Source organism: Acinetobacter sp. UBA6720 (assembly GCF_002454215.1).
Classification (GTDB): domain Bacteria; phylum Pseudomonadota; class Gammaproteobacteria; order Pseudomonadales; family Moraxellaceae; genus Acinetobacter.
Map to the genome: position 1 here is coordinate 1,087 of NZ_DKIK01000202.1, position 16,641 is coordinate 17,727.

The following is a 16,641-nucleotide window of genomic DNA, read 5'->3' on the forward strand; positions in this document are numbered from 1 at the left end:
CTGACCCGGAGTCACGGCACGTTGCGGTTCATCGAACTCAACGCGTACGCCACCTGGGGTAGTCGGATCATTAAAGATCACACAATCTTGGTCATCTTGGCGATAGCGCGTCCGAGAGGTACAACGGAAACCTGTCTCAGGAATCTGCATTTCACCTGCGACCCAGTCAATCGCTTCACTCCAAAGTGTAGTACTTTGCATGAGTGGATGTTCATGACCTTGACCAATCACCAAACGGTTGTTTTCAATATCTTTATGTAGAACGAACCATGCACCTTCAGCGACACCTTTCAAACCACCAATACCAATACCACCGCGTTGACCGAGCGTATAGTACATTAAGCCGTGATGTTCACCAACCTCTTTGCCATCATCTAAGACGATTTTTCCAGCTTGTGCAGGTAGGTATTGTTTTAAGAAGTCATTAAAACGACGTTCACCAATAAAACAGATGCCCGTTGAGTCTTTTTTCTTCGCCGTGACTAAGTCATATTGTTCCGCAATTTTACGTACTTCTGGCTTTTCAATTTCACCCACTGGGAACAAGGTCTTATTAATTTCACGACCATGCACAGCATGTAAGAAATAGGTTTGGTCTTTATTTTTATCTAAACCACGTAGTAAAGGTGCATATTCCTCACCTTTAGAGTTGGTCATAGTTTCGCCGCGACGTGCATAGTGACCAGTTGCAATAAAGTCCGCGCCTAGTTGCATGGCATGATCTAAGAACGCACGGAATTTGATTTCTTTATTACATAAAATATCTGGGTTTGGGGTACGGCCCGCAGCATATTCCGCTAAGAAATGCTCAAATACACGATCCCAATATTCCATAGCAAAATTGGCGGTGTGTAACTTAATCCCTAGTTTGTCACAGACTGCTTGAGCATCGGCTAAGTCTTCCATCGCTGTGCAGTATTCTGTGCCGTCGTCTTCTTCCCAGTTCTTCATGAAAAGACCCTCAACTTGATAACCTTGTTGAAGAAGAAGAGCAGCAGAAACAGATGAATCTACACCACCCGACATACCGACGATGACACGTTGTTGCATAGGACTAGGCATCCAAACTTGAAATAAGAGGAGAATTTTGGTGCTCATAAACGAGCGATAAAGGATATTTTTGACCCGCGAGTGCGTCTTGAACTGCTTTAATCACCAATGGACTACGCGCACGAGCCGTTTCGAGTAGTTCATCCAAAGTCATCCATACTGCACCGACGATACCTGTATCGAGTTCGGCGGTTGGATGGTGATGAAGTGACTGCGCTAAAAAGCAGAAACGGTAATAGGTACGATCTGGAAACATGGGCGGTGTATAGGTATAAATGCCCAATAACGCATCTATAGACACTTCATGTCCAGTTTCTTCCATTGTTTCACGAATGGCAGCTTCGATGAGGGTTTCACCTGATTCAACATGACCTGCGGGTTGGTTAAATACTGTATGCGTCACACCAGCGCTGTGTTCTTCAACAAACAGAAATTTTCCGTCTTTTTCAACAACGGTTGCGACGGTCACGTGAGCTGTCCAAGCGGTCATGTAAAAGCACCATGGGGAGAAAAGGGTATTCTACAAAATTTAGGCCGTGGTGGCTATGTTGAATGTTTTTTTCTTGAAAGATGAATATGCTCAATATGATGATTAGCTAATTTTTAAACACTTTTACTCTGTGTAGCTAATAAGACTTTCTAGCTTATAATGAAAATAATAAATTTAAGGCTCTCATATCATGAAGCATGATATCAAAAATTTGGATCTCAACTTACTGAAGACCTTTGATGCACTTTTTGATGAGCGTAGTGTAACGGGTGCGGCCAAAAAGCTGTACCTCACTCAGCCTGCTGTGAGTGGAATGTTACAGCGATTGCGTGACTATTTTGAAGACCCATTATTTACGCGTTCTCAACGGGGAATAAACCCAACTTTAAGGGCATTAGAACTTGCGCCAGTCGTTAAAAATATTTTAAGTGATATCCATACTTTACTTAAACCCAGTATTTTTGCGCCCAAAGAGGCTGAGCTTACGCTACGTATTGCAGCTACAGATTATGCATTAAAGACAATCTTGGTACCTTATATTGCTGAGCTGAGACGTTCTGCACCTAAAGTTCAAATTGCAGTGGTTTCTGTACACAATGATGAGATATTTACCCAATTAGAACGTGGTGTTATTGATTTTGCATTAATTACACCAGAACATGCACATTTAGATTTACATACTTACGATTTATTTGAAGAACACTATGTTTGTCTCATGAGTGCTCAACATCAAATGGCACAAAATAAACAATTGAGTATTGATGATCTCTGTTCTACAGACCATGCTTTGATTTCTCATGATGGTGGACAATTTGTTGGGGTGACTGACTTACAGCTTAAAGGACTAAAAAAAAGACGACAGGTAATGTTGTCGGTGAATAGTTTTTTGATCTTGCCTGAGATTTTGAGTACGACAGACTTAATCGCTGTTGTGCCGTCACGTTTAACTCAGAATCTGCAAGGTTTTAAAGTTTTTGAACCTCCTTTAGATATCCCTCATTTTACTAAAACACTGGTCTGGCATGAACGTAACCACCGTGATGCTGCCCAGCAGTGGTTACGGCTCTTATTAATTCAGACAGCGAAGGGAAGTCTGTGCTGAGAGCTCTCTAAATTTTAGATTTTGCTATTTTAACTAGACCGTCTAACCAGTCTTGGTGTCCATTTAACATCGGGTTCGGTTTAGTGTGTGCTAATTCTTGAGCTGGTCGACCTATTTGGGTTTCTTGAGTCAAAATACGGACGCGGTCATGAGGAAGGTCTTCAATTAGCCAAGCATGGTGGACATCCAAGCGATCACTACAATCTGGTTCACCTGCCCAGCCATGCCATGCGATTCTAGCGGGTTGATGATCTTTAGGCGGGGCATACTCAACGACCTGAGCATTGACTGGAAAGCCAAAAGTTTTAAAGAAAAAGACTAAGTTGAGTTCTAAGCATTCTGCATCATTCAAATCAATATCTGAGGCGTTTCCATAATATGAAGGCCATAGATGCGCATTAACTAAAAAAGGCCAAATATCTTGAACGGATAAGTTTGAAACAATCACTTCATTCGAAACAAAGTTATCGGTATGTCCAGGGAGGTAATTTTCAGGCCAGTGGATTGCGTTAAGCATGTTAAATCCTGTTGTTTTCTAGGCTTCAAATGATCTACTGCTCTTGTATATAATACTAATTGTATTCTTTAATTTTAATTATACGTTTTTTTTATATCTAAACGGTACTCATTTTTAATATGATTTTTTATTTTAAGATTTTGATAAATATATCATTTATTTTAAAAATGAGTGACTTGGACTGATTTAAACTTCAGTTCAGCAAAATAGGCACCTATAATGAGATGCCTATTTATTTTCAATTTAGCTTTAAACGGTTAATGGCGGTTCAGCCTTGATTATTTTAGATTAGCGATTGGAATCTAAAACTTCGTTATTTTGAACGACTTCTTGCGCTTTCACATAGCTTTCCATCAACAGTGCATAAGCAGGAAAGATCTGAGTGTAGACTTGAGCCCATTCCTGAGCATCTTCACGATTCCATGTTTTTTGGATTTCAGAAGCAACTGCCGCAGTATCCATCGGTACAACACCTGCTTGAACCACACGTGCAAGAGTAATTTCCTCTGCCATTTTGGTGTATGTCCCTGAAGCATCAATCACTGCGAAAACTTTGTAACCTTCAGCAACTGCACTAATCGCAGGAAAAGCCATACATACACTAGTAATGGTTCCTGCAATAATTAACGTCTTTTTCCCTGTCGCTTTGACTGCATCGACAAAGTCTGGGTTATCCCATGCATTAATTTCACCTTTACGTGCTACATATTGTGCATGTGGGGCATTTTGGTGTATTTCTGGAATTAAGGGACCATTTGGACCTTGAGGAACAGAAGCTGTTGTAATGACTGGAATATTGGCGAGTGACGCAATTTTTGCCAAAGCCGCCGCGCGTTGACGCAATTCAGGCATCGGCATATCACCTACAGTTTGAAATAAACCACTTTGATGGTCAATTAAAAGCATCGCTGAATCTGTTGGATCAATCACAGGACGTTGGTCATTGAAGTTTGCTGGAGTAGACATTTTTATTACCTTTTGTATGGATTAACTGGTGATTGCTATATTAATTTCATGACAAAGGTGAAAAAATACCTAATATGGGAAACATTGTCATACTAAAAGAACAATTAGATGTTCAGGGATTGTAGATGAAAGATTTTAATGACCTGTATTATTTTGCTAAAGTGATTGAGTATGGTGGTTTTTCTGCAGCCAGCAACGAGTTAATGATCACGAAATCCTTGCTGAGTCGCAGAATTGCAGAGTTGGAAGAGCGTTTAGGGGTAAAGCTACTCAACCGAACCACACGCAGTGTGTCCGTGACGGAAGTTGGAAAAGTCTATTATCAGCACTGCCAAGCCATGATTATTGAGGCTGAAGCGGCCGATGCAGCTATTGAAATGCTCAGTTTAGAACCTGTAGGCACAGTGAAAATCTCATGTCCTGTGAATTTATTGCATTTGAATGTCAGCACTATGCTGAATGATTTTTTAAAGAAATATCCCAAAGTGCGTTTGCATGTTGAAGCCACCAATCGAAAAGTAGATTTGATGAATGAGCGTTACGATCTAGCAATACGTATCCGCCCCTTACCACTAGAAGATAGTGGCCTCGTTGTACGTAACTTGTCTTTGTCTCGGCAGTTTATTGTGGCGAGTCCACAATTGGCCTATCAGCAGTTTTCCATTCAACATCCTAAAGAGTTAAATCAATGGCCTGTGTTGATGATGGAGTCATTTGTACCTGAATATCATTGGAAGTTATTCGATGAAAATGAAGAACCATACGTGCTGAAGTGTGAACCGAGACTGACCACTACCGATCTCAATGCATTGCATGTAGCGACTTTACAAGGTCTTGGGATTGCCAAGTTGCCAGAACTAATTATTCATCAGGATTTAAAAGAAGGGCGTTTAGTCAAAGTAATTCCAAACTGGGAGCCAAAACCAGAGTTGATTCACTTAGCCTATACCTCTAGACGTGGTTTGTTACCATCAGTGAAAGCCTTAATTGACTTTTTGGTGACAGCATTTGAAAAATATTAAGAAATGAAAAGTGCGATGCAACTCGCACATAGGTCTATGACTCTAAATAATGCCCTGAAACTTTCACATAGTTTTGTGCTGAATAGGGTAAAAATGCTAATTCTTTTTCCGTAAGTGGGCGTACCTTTTTAGCTGGGCTTCCGACATATAAATAGCCACTTTCCAGCACTTTTCCAGGAGGCACTAGTGTGCCTGCACCAATCATGACATCGTCAGGAATAACGACATCATCCAAAACAATGCTGTTGATGCCAATCAGTACACGATTGCCAATAGTACAACCATGTAAAGTGACATGATGTCCAATAGTCACATCATCACCAATGATCAAAGGAGAACCGTTAGGTTTGTCTACTTTTTTATGACTGACATGCAGCATCGCATGGTCTTGTACATTTGAGTTTTTACCAATTCGGATTGAATTTACATCGCCTCGAATCACAGCAAAAGGCCAGACTGAAACATTGTCAGCCAAAATGACATCGCCAATCACTACGGACATTTCATCAATATAGCAATTGTTACCCAGTTGCGGTGTGGTGTTCAAATAGGGGCGAATATTTTTAGCCATATTGGTGTTCTGCTTTTATGTAGGTGCTCATTATAAAATAAAAAAGCACCCAGACCGAGGTGTGGATGCTTTAACTTAAGTCTAAATATGGCTTAGAATAAGTTTGAGAAGAATTGTTTGATGTGATCTAACATACGCGCAAAGAAGCCTGCTTCTTCAACATCTTTTAATGCAACCAGTGGCTTTTCAGCAATCACTTTACCATCAAGGCTTGCAACGTATTTACCAACCACTTGACCCTTTTTCAACGGTGCAGTGAGTTTCGGTTGAACTACAATCTGCGTTTTAATAGAGTTGGCTTGACCTTTAGGCATGGTCACGTTGAACGTTTCAGCTAGGCCCACAGGGACTTCACTGTCTTTACCAAACCACACTTTCGATTTGGCTAAAACTTGGTTCGCTGCTTGTACGTTTTTAGTTTCAAAGTTCGCATAACCCCACGCTAAAATTTCACGTGTTTGTGTTGCGCGTTCTTGCATGCTTGGCGCACCAAAAATCACCGAAATTAAACGCATAGGCCCGCGTTTTGCTGATGTGGTCAAGCAATAACCCGCTTCATCAGTATGGCCAGTTTTCAAACCATCGACACTTGGGTCGGTATAAAGCAAGGCATTTCGATTACCTTGTTTAATACCGTTAAAGCTAAACTCTTTTTCAGAATAGATAGGATAGTATTTTGAGCTATCATGAATGATGTGCTGTGCAAGCGTTGCCATGTCTTTAGCGGTTGAGTAGTGACCTTCAGCTGGCATACCAGTTGAATTCATAAAGCTAGTATTGCTCATACCGATACGTTTTGCTTCAGAATTCATCATATGTACGAAAGTACCTTCGTTACCAGCAATGTGCTCAGCCATCGCTTTAGATGCATCATTTCCCGATTGAATGATAATGCCTCGTAGCATCTCTAATGCAGTTGCAGTACCGTTCAAAGGAACATACATACATGATTCTGAACTGCTGCCACGACACCATGCAGATTCGTTCATGCGAACTTTTTCATTTTCAGTCAGTTCACCTGCCAGCAATTTCTGTTCAATAATGAAGCTGGTCATCATTTTTGTCATTGAGGCAGGTGCTAATTTTTCGTTTTCATTTTTTGATGCGAGGATTTGCCCAGTCTCATAGTCCATCAGCACGTATGATTTATTATTTAGTTCTGGTGGTGAGGATAAGACAGTTGCTGCAAAGGAAATGCTTGGTACGAGTAATGCCGCAGCAAGGGCGCTTTTTTGAATCATTCTAAGGGGTTCCGATTTCTTTAGTATAAGCACGAGAGCCTTGCATTTTAGGACAAAGTTCTGCCGACTTCTATGGGAGAAATCGGCTTATTTTAAAGATATTGTAACCAATTGGTATTATTTGCTGTAAGTACTCAATTCTGTACAAATTTCTTGATTCTTTGCTTTGCCTGCTTTTTTTGCATCGGCTTGCGCTTCAGCTAAAATTGGCTTGAATTTTTTTTCTTTACTGAGTTTTTTCAGATATGCAGTAGGGTTTTCTTGTTGTGGAAGATACTCTTTTGCTAAAGAGTTATAGCCATTTTCAAACTGCTTTTGGTCAGAAACTAGATCTGGGCAAACTTCTGAGAGTACATAAATTGCAGCTAATTCTTGTTGAGTCACTTGTTGTAGTGGGGTGACTTCAATATTTTCATCTTTAGTGGCTGCTTGCGCGGAACTGATGACCATTAAAGTAGAACTGCACACCGCTAAAATCACTTTTTTCATCATATTCAAATTCATTTGAAACCTTAAGACCATACTTGTTAGTGCCATAATATGATGAGCTTAAACAAATTTTAAGTAAATGTAAGCGAATAAATGTATAGAAGCTGTTGAGGTAAATTTACAGTGTTGACATTTTTGATGTTAAAAAAGGTGAATATTTTGATTTATTCACCTTTTTTATTTTGCACGGCTGGCTACTCAATTAACCTTCAAAGTTTACGACATCATCACATACAGATTTTTGTTCTGCTTTGTCTGAACTGTTTGCATCTGCACGTGCCGCTTTGAGGATAGATTGGTATTCGCTATCTGACTGTAATTTTGCGTATGTCATCGACTTGTCAGAATAATCTTGCAAATATGTTTGAATCAGCGCTTGGATGTTACTTTCAATTTTAGGAGCTTGACCCACCAAAGCAGGGCAAAATTCAGTCATGACTTGCGCTGCTGCAATATCTTCTTTCACAATGGTATTGGCTTCTTCTGTACTTAATCCTTCAACAGCAAAAGCAGATTGAGAGATTATGATAGCCATGCCTAATCCGAAGAAATTACGTAATGTTAAGGTTTTAATCATTTTTAAAATCACATATTTATGGTGGATACGGAGCAACCAATATATATATTTTCAGTTAGAATTCAATGAAAAGTTCTCACCAGTCATTTTAATAGAAATTTTTTTGAATATTTTGATAGTGGATAAGTATGACCTCATTGAGGTTATTTATTAGGCATTTTTTAATTGAGGCTTGCTTGATGATGAGCTACTTAATTCGATAAATGTTTATATTTTGGAAAATGTGTCGACAGATGAGCAATCTGAGTACAACATTGTTTTGATTTTAGTGAGATTTAGCCAGATGGCTATAATGTTAAGCGGTGAGAGCATAAAGAAAAACTTATTGAGTGTTGAATTGGAAAATATTATAAATTTCAGATATATATAATTTTATCTTATGATGTTTCTAAGCCTTAGAACATAGTTGCGAGTTATAATCCGTGTAGGGATATCGTGGGAAAAGAAATCTTCGATGTTTAGGTTTAGTGGGACGATATATTGATATTTTGTATGGAAATATGAATGGCTGTCATTCATTTTAAAAGTCGTGAAATTTGACATTGGTTTGAAATTTATTCGATTATGCTTACGCCCCAAAAACTATAATGATTATTAAAGCGAGTGATCATGAGTGAAAAAAATGAAAGTCGTGAGTGTCTAGTCTGTGGGGAAAAATTCCTCATTAAAAATATCATTCCTATGGGGACAATACGAAAATCCATCATCGAAGAAATTGCACATGACTTCCCAGAATGGTCACCGCAAAGTTATATTTGCCAAGCAGATTTAGCCAAATATCGAATTCAGTATGTTCATTCACTGTTAAAATCTGAGAAAGGAGAGGTCACAGATCTTGAGCGTGAAGTCATTAAAAGTCTGCAACACCATGAGGTGATCACTCAAAATGTAGAAGATCAGCTCAATCAAAATTGGAGTCTAGGGGAAAGATTGGCAGATAGAATTGCTAGTTTTGGTGGCAGTTGGGCTTTTCTCATGTGCTTTGCGCTTTTCCTTGCGATCTGGATTATTATCAATACAGTCGTGATGGTTTCACATCCTGCGGATCCATATCCCTTTATTTTATTAAATTTAATTTTATCTTGTATCGCAGCTGTTCAGGCTCCCGTTATTATGATGAGCCAAAATAGGCAAGAAGCCAAAGACAGGTTGCGTTCGCAAAACGATTATAAAATAAATTTAAAGGCGGAGTTAGAAATTCAACATTTAAATGAAAAACTAGATCATCTATTGATGCATCAGTGGAATAGATTAGCTCAAATACAAGAAATACAACTGGATTTGTTATCTGAAATGAGTAAAAAACATGAATAATTTGATGGACAAATACTGAATATAATTTATCGGTTAGATTATCTTTTCTTTGGCTTGTTTTCTATGCTTAAGCCTGAAGCAGCTAGCTTATTTTATCTTGCTGCTTTCTTCCTTTTGTAAAGTAATAACTGAATATTCATTCAGACTCGTTGTTCCTGCTTTTCAGATGGCTTTATCTCAATGTATAGTGCAGTCTGCACCTAAGATGCGATACGTTTTTATTTTGGCGTTGAAGGCATTAAATTCTTTAGCTAATGTTTTCATATTATCTGTAAATCTACTGATTTTAATTGCTGACTAAAAATGGCTAAGTTTAAGATAAACTTAGGTGTATGCATTTAAATAACTGTGATGAATTTCACTGATTGGATTTAAATGTTTAATGTGGGTTAAAAGTATGAAATATCAATAATTTAATTTTAAGTTTTTGTTAATTTTTTAAGCATTTTATTTAAATTTTAGGTAAAAATACTTAAAGTGACATAAACTAGAAGCTTAACACTTGTGAATAAAAATAATGTATATAACTTTTAGAATAGAAAATCAGGACCGTATTGAGCGTGCTGGACCCATTCATATTTTTTTAGATCAATAGCGCGGAAATTTGAATGGAATAATACTGAGAAAACTTTATTTTTAGTTCATAGTGACCCTTTTTTTTTTGTTGTCAGTTTGATGGGGAAGGTACATTATAAAAATAAGCTATTTTAAGTAGATAAAAATCCAAAACGAATTAATTATATAGAGCATATTTTAGGTGTGGTGAATTATGAGAATTAGAGGTTTTTATTATTTTTGAAGGGGTTATGTTGATTAAAAAGTATTGAGTTAAATTATATTTAAAATAGGTTTGTTTGATGTATTTAGTAAGGTGGATAAATTAAATATTAATATTTTAATGTGTTTTATTGTGATTTTTATATTATGTCGATAAGCGAGTATAGTGTGGGTAAGGTGGGTTTTGATTTAAAGGTTTCATTTTTATTTAGTGGAGCTATGGTATTGTTGTCTGAGTTTTTTCTTGTTTTTTTTGATAAATATATAGTGCTGAGTAATTTGGAATTGATATTAAGATTTTTTCCATTTTATATTGATGTTTCATTGTTAAATATTGTGGAGGTTAGAGCTTGGATTTACATATTTTTAATGTATTTTTTTTCTTTTCCTACTCTATTTTTAATAGTGTCGTATTTGCTTTATGACCATAAAATGCTAAATCACCCAATTCCTAAGAGATTTTTAGTTTCAATATTGAATATGTGTCTATCACCTGTAGCAATTGTTTTACCTTTTATTGTTATGTTAGAAGGTGCGGATAGCATAGGTCGTGGAGGAGCATTTTATAAATTATTCACGAATTCTATGTTGGGTTTATGGATACTAGGTGCATTAATGTTTTACGGGATTACTTATATCTTTTGGAACTTAGTCATAGGAATGCCAAAAATGTGGGTTTCGCCAAAGAAAAAATAGTCATTTTAATAAAAGAAGGATAAAAAGTTATGACAACAGCTATTTTTACATATAAAGAAGCAGAACAATATATAGCGGTTCTTTTGATTTCAATCACAATTTACTTCAAGCTTATATGTTTGCTTACGAGAAGAAACATCAAGAAGAGCTTGCGAGAGGTATCACGCCGATTAATGCTCAAAATTCTGCTATGGAGTCCGGTTTAAGGGGCTTTGTTGCACAAACCTATCGTTATCAGTGATTCACGGGTACTCTGATTTACTTGGTCAAATACCACTTGATGAGCGAATAGATTCTGTCTATACCGATGGAGCCTATGACACTAAATGCTGCAGACGAGTGATCTCAGATCGTCAAGAACAAGCAGTGATTCCGCCAAGAAAAAATGCAAAACCATGGAAAGACAAAAAAGTATAATCTTTAGAAAGAAAAGAATTATTGAAAACAGTAAACGTCTAGGAAGAATGATTTGGAAAAAGTGGTCTGGATATCATCTGCGTAGTTTGCTCGAAACCAAGATGCATTGTATCGAATTATTAGGCGATCAACTCAGCGCTAAGAATTTTGACAGTCAAGTCAATGAGATTCATGCACGTGTGGCAGTCTTAAATAAATTTACAGAATTAAGCCGACCTCATACCCAAGTTGTTATTTAAACTTGAGTCGCTTAGGGGTATTTATTTTTTAAATCTTTGTGCAATAAAGCCTTTTAAAAGTATTAGATGTGGCTAGAACTGCATCAATCTTCTTTTTCTTTTTTTCATCAACAGGGTTTATATCGTTTTTTAACAAGACCCTAGATTCATCTTTCTTTTTACGTGCTTCTTCAAGTGATACGAGAAGGTATTCACCGAAACTTATAGTACCTTTTTGCCATTCAAAGTGTATTTGAAGCGCCATAACTTCTTGCCAGTAGGTCTAACTTCAATGTATAACCTTTCTGCATCAAGTACTCTATATATTTTTTCTTTAGGTTTTAGCGATTTTATTTTGGTATCTGAAAGCATTGAGTTACCTGTTAGGTTGAATAAATTACCTGCTACAGTACCCGTTTATTTAACAGATTAATGCGAACCTATATCGACTAAAATTAAAGATAAATAAATGGTTTTTTTAAGGTTTTTTCAGACAAATATAGATTTAAGAAGATTGCAGTGAATATTTTAATAGCTAATGACGATGGTGTTTTTGCCCCTGGTATTCAAGCATTGGCACGTGCTTTACGTCCTTTAGGTCGAGTTGTAATTGTAGCCCCAGAAAGTGAACGCAGCGGTTTTTCTAGCGCTTTGACCTTGGATCGCCCGTTACGCCCAATTGAAATTGCACCTGACATGTGGGCAGTCAATGGTACACCTGCAGACTGTGTGTATTTGTCTATGAATGGTTTGTTTGATTTTGAATTTGACCTTGTTGTAAGTGGGATTAACAGTGGGGCAAATTTGGGGGATGATGTGCTGTACTCGGGAACAGTGGGTGCAGCTTTTGAAGGTCGCCTCATGAAGCAACCGGCGATTGCAGTATCATTGGCTGGGCCAGAAGTACGTTCTTACAACAGCCCAGAAGATTATCAATATGCAGCACAATGGGTACATGACTTTGTTCAACAAGGTTTGCCTACGCTACCACCACGACATATTTTAAACATTAATATCCCGGATGTAGCAGAGTTACAGGGAGCGAAAATTACCTATCAAGGACGTCGTAGTCAGTCGAAACCAATTACCAGCCATGTTGACCCACGTGGGCGCCAAGTCTATTGGATTGGATTATCTGGTGAAGCGGTAGTAGAGCCTAAACAGGGGTATGATGCTGTAGAGTCTGACTTTTTTGCAGTGGCACATGGTTTTGTGAGTATTACCCCTATTCAAATGGATGCCACCAATTATGACGTTTTACATGCATTACAAGTCCAAATGAACCCATAAATAGCCATACAGCTGGGTAATACAAGGCGTATGCTCAACTGTTTGTTATAACTTTGTGAAAATACGCGCAGAGATACTATTTCTACATGCTTTTTTGCTAATCTTAGCGCAAATTAAATTTATTATTTTTGTATTTTTTAGAGAGTAAGATAAATGTCTGTGTTGTCTCAAATCCGTTTCATTGCAGTACCCGCAACCATGTTGAAGACAGTTGTTTTATCAACTGCTGTTGTTTCGACTGTTATTTTAAGTGGTTGTGCGTCTAAGCCACAGGTCAACAATGCAACACGTTTTGCGAAAGCACCAGACTATTATACGGTTCGTTCGGGTGATACTTTGAGTGGTATTGCGATGCGTTATGGGCTGAGTTATTTGTCAGTTGCAGAGATGAATGATATTGCTGCACCGTACCGAATTTATGTGGGGCAATCACTACGCTTAAAAGGCTCAGGGAGCCCGCGTACCACAACAACACAACCAATGACCCAAGTTGCTCCAATTCAACGTCAAAATGTTGGTCTCCCGAGTCAAAATACAGCCACCACAACCAGCACGACTCCTGCTAAAGTACCGACTGCACCTGTTGCGAGCTCGCAAACCTCGACTTTACGTTGGGTTAAACCGAGTAATGGTGCTGTATTGCAAGGTTACAATTTAGCCAATAATGTGAAAGGTATTCGTTATGCCGGTAACCAAGGCGATCCAATCTATGCAGCAGCAGATGGGCAGGTGGTATATGCGGCAGACGGTTTAAAAGAATATGGGAACTTAATTTTGATTAAGCATATTGATGGCTATATCACAGCCTATGCACATAATAGTGCAATGAATGTGAAGAGCGGTCAAAATGTGACAGCTGGCCAAAAAATTGCTGAAATGGGATCAACAGGCACAAATCGTACCATGTTGGAGTTCCAAGTACGCCTAGATGGCAAGCCAATCAATCCGACTATAGTTTTACCATTAAATTAAAAAATCTGGATGCAAAGCAAAAAATTCACCGTATAATACAATGAGTTGTTTTTATCGAAAAGATGAAAACTTCTCATGAATCCAGAGAGAATTTTATGTTAGATCAACTACGGGCAATGGGTGTTTTTGCTTGTGTTGTAGAAAAAAGTTCCTTTAGTGGTGCTGCGCGTGAGCTAGGCATCACTACAAGTGCTGTGAGCCAGCAAATTCGTTCTTTAGAGCAAGAGATGGAAGTTGTTCTTCTACATCGCTCAACTCGAAAGTTGAATTTAACTGAAGCAGGTCAGGCTTTTTTCCACAGCTGTCAAGAAATGCTCGCCGCTGCTGAACGTGGCAAAATACGTATCAATGAATTGCGCGATGATCTAGTCGGTGAGCTACGAATAGCGACTACGCCAGAGTTGGGTGCAAATCATGTGATTCCTGCTTTGTCACATTGGATGTCTGCACATCGTGGATTATCTGTTCATATAGAAGCAGATAATCATTATGTGGACTTGCTTGCAGGGCGTATTGATATTGCTTTAAGAATGGGGCCAATAGTTGACGATCAGAGTTTTCATGTTGTGCCTTTGGCTCGTGTTGAACAAATTTTGGTTGCATCGCCGAGTTATTTGAACCAGTCGGCGCCAATTTCACGACCTGAAGATTTAAAAAATCACGATCTTATTCCGATTACCATCATGAAAAATAATCATGATTTTGATTTTAAAAATGTGGTTACAGGTGAGATGGTTGAGCTTGAGATGAAATCGAGAGTAGCCAGTAACAATATTTTGGTGACAAAAACGCTGTGCCAGCATGGTCATGGTGTCGCTCGGATTTTATATTTGGATGTACAAAAAGAATTGGTGAACGGTTCTTTAGTAGAAGTTATTCCAGAATGGAAGCTACCAAATTTTACTTTATATGCTATCACTTCAAAGCATGAACAACAGCCGATGAAGATCCATCGTTGTTTGGATGCCTTGAAACAATACTTTTGCCAACTACCTGGCGGTCGTATCTACCAAGAAGCAAGCTAATTCTATAGAGACAATACTCAAGTATGAGGCAAGCTCTACATATTCTTACTTATAAATTTTTACTGATATAAAAACATAATTTGGGGTTAAGCGGTTCACATGGATCCGCTTAACATTTAGAGCAGTAGAACGAGGCAAAAAACCTAAATTCTGCTGCTCTTTATTTTTGTATTTTTAAGCGTCGCCTTGAGTGAGTTCTAAAGCACGTTGGTAGGCAATTTTCTTTTTAATCCCTGTTAAGTCGGCAGCCAATTGAGATGCAGCTTTTACAGATAAATCTTGTAAGAGGCGTGTTAAAAGCTGATCAAGCTTTTCTTGTTCCATATCTTTTTCTGCAGTTGCACCGCCTACAACCAGAACAATTTCACCTTTTTGTTGATGATGGTCGTTGGCAATGAACGCCACCAGTTCACCTAAAGTCATTTTCTTGATGGTTTCAAAGGTTTTGGTAATTTCACGTGCAAAACCAACAGGGCGATCTGCTCCAAACACCTTCGCCATATCTGTGACACTGTCTAAAATGCGATGTGGTGCTTCATAAAAAATTAGCGTTTGTGTCTCGTCTTTGAGTTTTTCTAGGTTTGCTAGTCGCTGAGTTTGTTTGGAGGATAAAAATCCCTCGAAGCTAAAACGGTCACTGGGTAAGCCTACTGAACTTAAAGCAGCAATTGCGGCACAAGCGCCAGGGACAGGAATGACGCGGATATTATGCTCTTGTGCAGCACGAACCAATTTAAAACCGGGATCACTAATCAGTGGCGTACCTGCATCACTGATCAGTGCCATGTCTTCGCCCTTTAGCAAGCGCTGAATTAACAAGTCGATTTTATTACTTTCGTTGTGATCATGACATGCAGTAAGAGGGGTTTGAATATTGAAGTGCTTAAGAAGTTGAGCTGAGGTTCGTGTATCTTCAGCAGCAATCACTTTGACTGACTTTAATACATCAATTGCACGATAAGTCATGTCATCTAAGTGCCCGATAGGGGTTGCGACTACAAATAACTGGGCACTCATGGGTTTTCTCCGCACTGCAAAATAATAAAAGGACTTCGCTTGAAAGTCTAAAAGTGCAATATATCTTTTCAAACATACTGCAATCCATCATTCTACCCGAATTGCTCGCTATGGCGCGAATTAGAATCTATGAGACATCTATTTTCCAGCTACAATTTAAGACTTCGCTTGAAATTTGGCTATTAAGAAATAAGGAAAAGTAGAAGTCATCAAGAGAAGTGGTGGTGATACATCTCAGATCAGAGCTTTTATGTCTAAGCTGATAGGAAGATAATGAAAGTCATCAAACTATATATAATTTAAGCTGTGATTTTTAGATCATACTGCCATTCATAGAAAATAATAACGGGGAAATAGAACAGAATGAAACTGGGACAGTGGGCAGAGCAGCAAGCTTTGGTCTTATTAGAACAACAGGGTTATGTTTATGTGGTAGGCAATTATCATTCAAGATTTGGTGAAATTGATTTAATTGTACAGAAGGAGCAAGAGTTGGTCTTTGTTGAGGTTAAAGCGCGATCAAGAACGCGATTTGCGCAAGCTGTTGAAACAATTTCCCAGTCAAAACAGCGTAAAATAGCCAAAACGGCCATGTTATTTTTACAAGATCATCCACATTTCCAGCATTATTATTGTCGCTTTGATGTGATTTGTTTTGATTTTTTTAAAGAAATTGCAAAAACCATACAGCAAGATTTTTCAAAATTCACTTATGATCAGCAATGGATAGAAAATGCTTTTACTTTTGATCAAGACTTTATTAATCTTTGAACAAAATCAGAGCTGAAATGCTGCATTAAAAATAGTTTGAAAAATTGAGGAGTCTTGCTGAGTGTTGAATCGTATTGCAATGACCGTATTATGTGTCGCAAGTTTATCTGGATGTGCAG

17 protein-coding genes and 2 pseudogenes are annotated in these 16,641 nt (G+C 38.2%); 9 read left to right on the top strand and 10 right to left on the bottom strand.

Annotation, left to right across the window (positions count from 1 at the left end; genetic code table 11):
* Both mnmA and B4F08_RS16915 read right to left on the bottom strand, forming a co-directional pair.
* Positions 1-1,050 (bottom strand): tRNA 2-thiouridine(34) synthase MnmA (mnmA, locus tag B4F08_RS16910; protein WP_291375488.1); only part of this gene is annotated, 1,050 nt, incomplete at its 3' end.
* 4 nt (positions 1,051-1,054) lie between these two features.
* Positions 1,055-1,540, bottom strand: coding sequence for an NUDIX hydrolase (locus tag B4F08_RS16915; protein ID WP_110975727.1), 486 nt, complete (start codon positions 1,538-1,540; stop codon positions 1,055-1,057).
* A gap of 190 nt (positions 1,541-1,730) precedes the next feature.
* Here B4F08_RS16915 and B4F08_RS16920 point away from each other — a divergent pair, with 190 nt between their 5' ends.
* On the top strand, positions 1,731-2,642 hold the full coding sequence (locus B4F08_RS16920; protein ID WP_291375491.1) for a LysR family transcriptional regulator: 912 nt from the start codon (positions 1,731-1,733) through the stop codon (positions 2,640-2,642).
* A gap of 7 nt (positions 2,643-2,649) precedes the next feature.
* Here the strand turns inward: B4F08_RS16920 and B4F08_RS16925 are convergent, their stop codons facing one another.
* Together B4F08_RS16925 and B4F08_RS16930 are read right to left on the bottom strand one after the other, a co-directional pair.
* On the bottom strand, positions 2,650-3,159 hold the full coding sequence (locus tag B4F08_RS16925; protein WP_291375492.1) for an SRPBCC domain-containing protein: 510 nt from the start codon (positions 3,157-3,159) through the stop codon (positions 2,650-2,652).
* A 288-nt stretch (positions 3,160-3,447) separates the two neighbouring features.
* Positions 3,448-4,125 carry a hydrolase gene (locus tag B4F08_RS16930; RefSeq protein ID WP_119063006.1) on the bottom strand — a complete coding sequence of 226 codons (678 nt, stop codon included), beginning with the start codon at positions 4,123-4,125 and terminating at the stop codon, positions 3,448-3,450.
* A 125-nt stretch (positions 4,126-4,250) separates the two neighbouring features.
* Between B4F08_RS16930 and B4F08_RS16935 the strand changes: the two genes are divergently transcribed.
* Positions 4,251-5,147, top strand: a complete 897-nt coding sequence (locus tag B4F08_RS16935) for a LysR substrate-binding domain-containing protein (protein WP_119063005.1) — start codon at positions 4,251-4,253, stop codon at positions 5,145-5,147.
* A 34-nt stretch (positions 5,148-5,181) separates the two neighbouring features.
* Here the strand turns inward: B4F08_RS16935 and B4F08_RS16940 are convergent, their stop codons facing one another.
* The 4 genes from B4F08_RS16940 to B4F08_RS16955 all read right to left on the bottom strand — a co-directional run bounded on the left by B4F08_RS16940 (position 5,182) and on the right by B4F08_RS16955 (position 8,025).
* Positions 5,182-5,718, bottom strand: coding sequence for a gamma carbonic anhydrase family protein (locus tag B4F08_RS16940; RefSeq protein WP_086207808.1), 537 nt, complete (start codon positions 5,716-5,718; stop codon positions 5,182-5,184).
* Between the two features lie 92 nt (positions 5,719-5,810).
* Positions 5,811-6,959, bottom strand: coding sequence for a D-alanyl-D-alanine carboxypeptidase PBP5/6 (gene dacC, locus B4F08_RS16945; protein ID WP_086207807.1), 1,149 nt, complete (start codon positions 6,957-6,959; stop codon positions 5,811-5,813).
* Between the two features lie 117 nt (positions 6,960-7,076).
* A complete protein-coding gene (locus tag B4F08_RS16950) occupies positions 7,077-7,463 on the bottom strand; it encodes an MCR_0457 family protein (protein WP_086207806.1) in 387 nt (128 codons plus the stop codon).
* A 187-nt stretch (positions 7,464-7,650) separates the two neighbouring features.
* Positions 7,651-8,025 carry an MCR_0457 family protein gene (locus B4F08_RS16955; protein WP_119063004.1) on the bottom strand — a complete coding sequence of 125 codons (375 nt, stop codon included), beginning with the start codon at positions 8,023-8,025 and terminating at the stop codon, positions 7,651-7,653.
* 609 nt (positions 8,026-8,634) lie between these two features.
* On the opposite strand from B4F08_RS16955, the gene B4F08_RS16960 reads away from it, so the two are divergent.
* The 3 genes and pseudogenes from B4F08_RS16960 to B4F08_RS16970 all read left to right on the top strand — a co-directional run.
* On the top strand, positions 8,635-9,339 hold the full coding sequence (locus B4F08_RS16960) for a DUF1003 domain-containing protein (RefSeq protein ID WP_110975301.1): 705 nt from the start codon (positions 8,635-8,637) through the stop codon (positions 9,337-9,339).
* Positions 9,340-10,263: 924 nt separating this feature from the next.
* A complete protein-coding gene (locus B4F08_RS16965) occupies positions 10,264-10,812 on the top strand; it encodes a hypothetical protein (protein ID WP_291375494.1) in 549 nt (182 codons plus the stop codon).
* Positions 10,813-11,067: 255 nt separating this feature from the next.
* Positions 11,068-11,468, top strand: a pseudogene (locus B4F08_RS16970) (transposase); the annotation flags it as partial.
* Positions 11,469-11,520: 52 nt separating this feature from the next.
* On the opposite strand, the pseudogene B4F08_RS16975 reads toward B4F08_RS16970, so the two are convergent.
* Positions 11,521-11,819 (bottom strand): annotated as a pseudogene (locus tag B4F08_RS16975) (Arm DNA-binding domain-containing protein); the annotation flags it as partial.
* A gap of 147 nt (positions 11,820-11,966) precedes the next feature.
* On the opposite strand from B4F08_RS16975, the gene surE reads away from it, so the two are divergent.
* From surE to B4F08_RS16990, 3 genes are all read left to right on the top strand, one after another.
* Positions 11,967-12,737, top strand: a complete 771-nt coding sequence (gene surE, locus B4F08_RS16980; protein ID WP_086207801.1) for a 5'/3'-nucleotidase SurE — start codon at positions 11,967-11,969, stop codon at positions 12,735-12,737.
* Between the two features lie 153 nt (positions 12,738-12,890).
* A complete protein-coding gene (locus B4F08_RS16985) occupies positions 12,891-13,709 on the top strand; it encodes a peptidoglycan DD-metalloendopeptidase family protein (protein ID WP_291375495.1) in 819 nt (272 codons plus the stop codon).
* A gap of 95 nt (positions 13,710-13,804) precedes the next feature.
* Entirely contained in the window at positions 13,805-14,734 is a 930-nt protein-coding gene (locus B4F08_RS16990) for a LysR family transcriptional regulator (RefSeq protein WP_086207799.1), read from the top strand.
* A gap of 174 nt (positions 14,735-14,908) precedes the next feature.
* Here B4F08_RS16990 and rsmI read toward each other — a convergent pair whose 3' ends face one another.
* Positions 14,909-15,751, bottom strand: a complete 843-nt coding sequence (gene rsmI, locus B4F08_RS16995) for a 16S rRNA (cytidine(1402)-2'-O)-methyltransferase (protein WP_086207798.1) — start codon at positions 15,749-15,751, stop codon at positions 14,909-14,911.
* Between the two features lie 363 nt (positions 15,752-16,114).
* On the opposite strand from rsmI, the gene B4F08_RS17000 reads away from it, so the two are divergent.
* A complete protein-coding gene (locus B4F08_RS17000; protein ID WP_151706340.1) occupies positions 16,115-16,522 on the top strand; it encodes a YraN family protein in 408 nt (135 codons plus the stop codon).
* The last annotated feature ends 119 nt before the right edge of the window (positions 16,523-16,641 follow it).

Bases quoted from the DNA above. Each gene is read 5' to 3' on its own strand.
- B4F08_RS16930 (WP_119063006.1), bottom strand. From the start codon at position 4,125: ATGTCTACTCCAGCAAACTTCAATGACCAACGTCCTGTGATTGATCCA.
- B4F08_RS16935 (WP_119063005.1), top strand. From the start codon at position 4,251: ATGAAAGATTTTAATGACCTGTATTATTTTGCTAAAGTGATTGAGTAT.
- B4F08_RS16940 (WP_086207808.1), bottom strand. From the start codon at position 5,718: ATGGCTAAAAATATTCGCCCCTATTTGAACACCACACCGCAACTGGGT.
- B4F08_RS16990 (WP_086207799.1), top strand. From the start codon at position 13,805: ATGTTAGATCAACTACGGGCAATGGGTGTTTTTGCTTGTGTTGTAGAA.
- B4F08_RS16955 (WP_119063004.1), bottom strand. From the start codon at position 8,025: ATGATTAAAACCTTAACATTACGTAATTTCTTCGGATTAGGCATGGCT.
- B4F08_RS16965 (WP_291375494.1), top strand. From the start codon at position 10,264: ATGTCGATAAGCGAGTATAGTGTGGGTAAGGTGGGTTTTGATTTAAAG.
- rsmI (WP_086207798.1), bottom strand. From the start codon at position 15,751: ATGAGTGCCCAGTTATTTGTAGTCGCAACCCCTATCGGGCACTTAGAT.
- B4F08_RS16985 (WP_291375495.1), top strand. From the start codon at position 12,891: ATGTCTGTGTTGTCTCAAATCCGTTTCATTGCAGTACCCGCAACCATG.
- B4F08_RS16915 (WP_110975727.1), bottom strand. From the start codon at position 1,540: ATGACCGCTTGGACAGCTCACGTGACCGTCGCAACCGTTGTTGAAAAA.
- B4F08_RS17000 (WP_151706340.1), top strand. From the start codon at position 16,115: ATGAAACTGGGACAGTGGGCAGAGCAGCAAGCTTTGGTCTTATTAGAA.
- B4F08_RS16920 (WP_291375491.1), top strand. From the start codon at position 1,731: ATGAAGCATGATATCAAAAATTTGGATCTCAACTTACTGAAGACCTTT.
- B4F08_RS16925 (WP_291375492.1), bottom strand. From the start codon at position 3,159: ATGCTTAACGCAATCCACTGGCCTGAAAATTACCTCCCTGGACATACC.
- dacC (WP_086207807.1), bottom strand. From the start codon at position 6,959: ATGATTCAAAAAAGCGCCCTTGCTGCGGCATTACTCGTACCAAGCATT.
- B4F08_RS16960 (WP_110975301.1), top strand. From the start codon at position 8,635: ATGAGTGAAAAAAATGAAAGTCGTGAGTGTCTAGTCTGTGGGGAAAAA.
- B4F08_RS16950 (WP_086207806.1), bottom strand. From the start codon at position 7,463: ATGAATTTGAATATGATGAAAAAAGTGATTTTAGCGGTGTGCAGTTCT.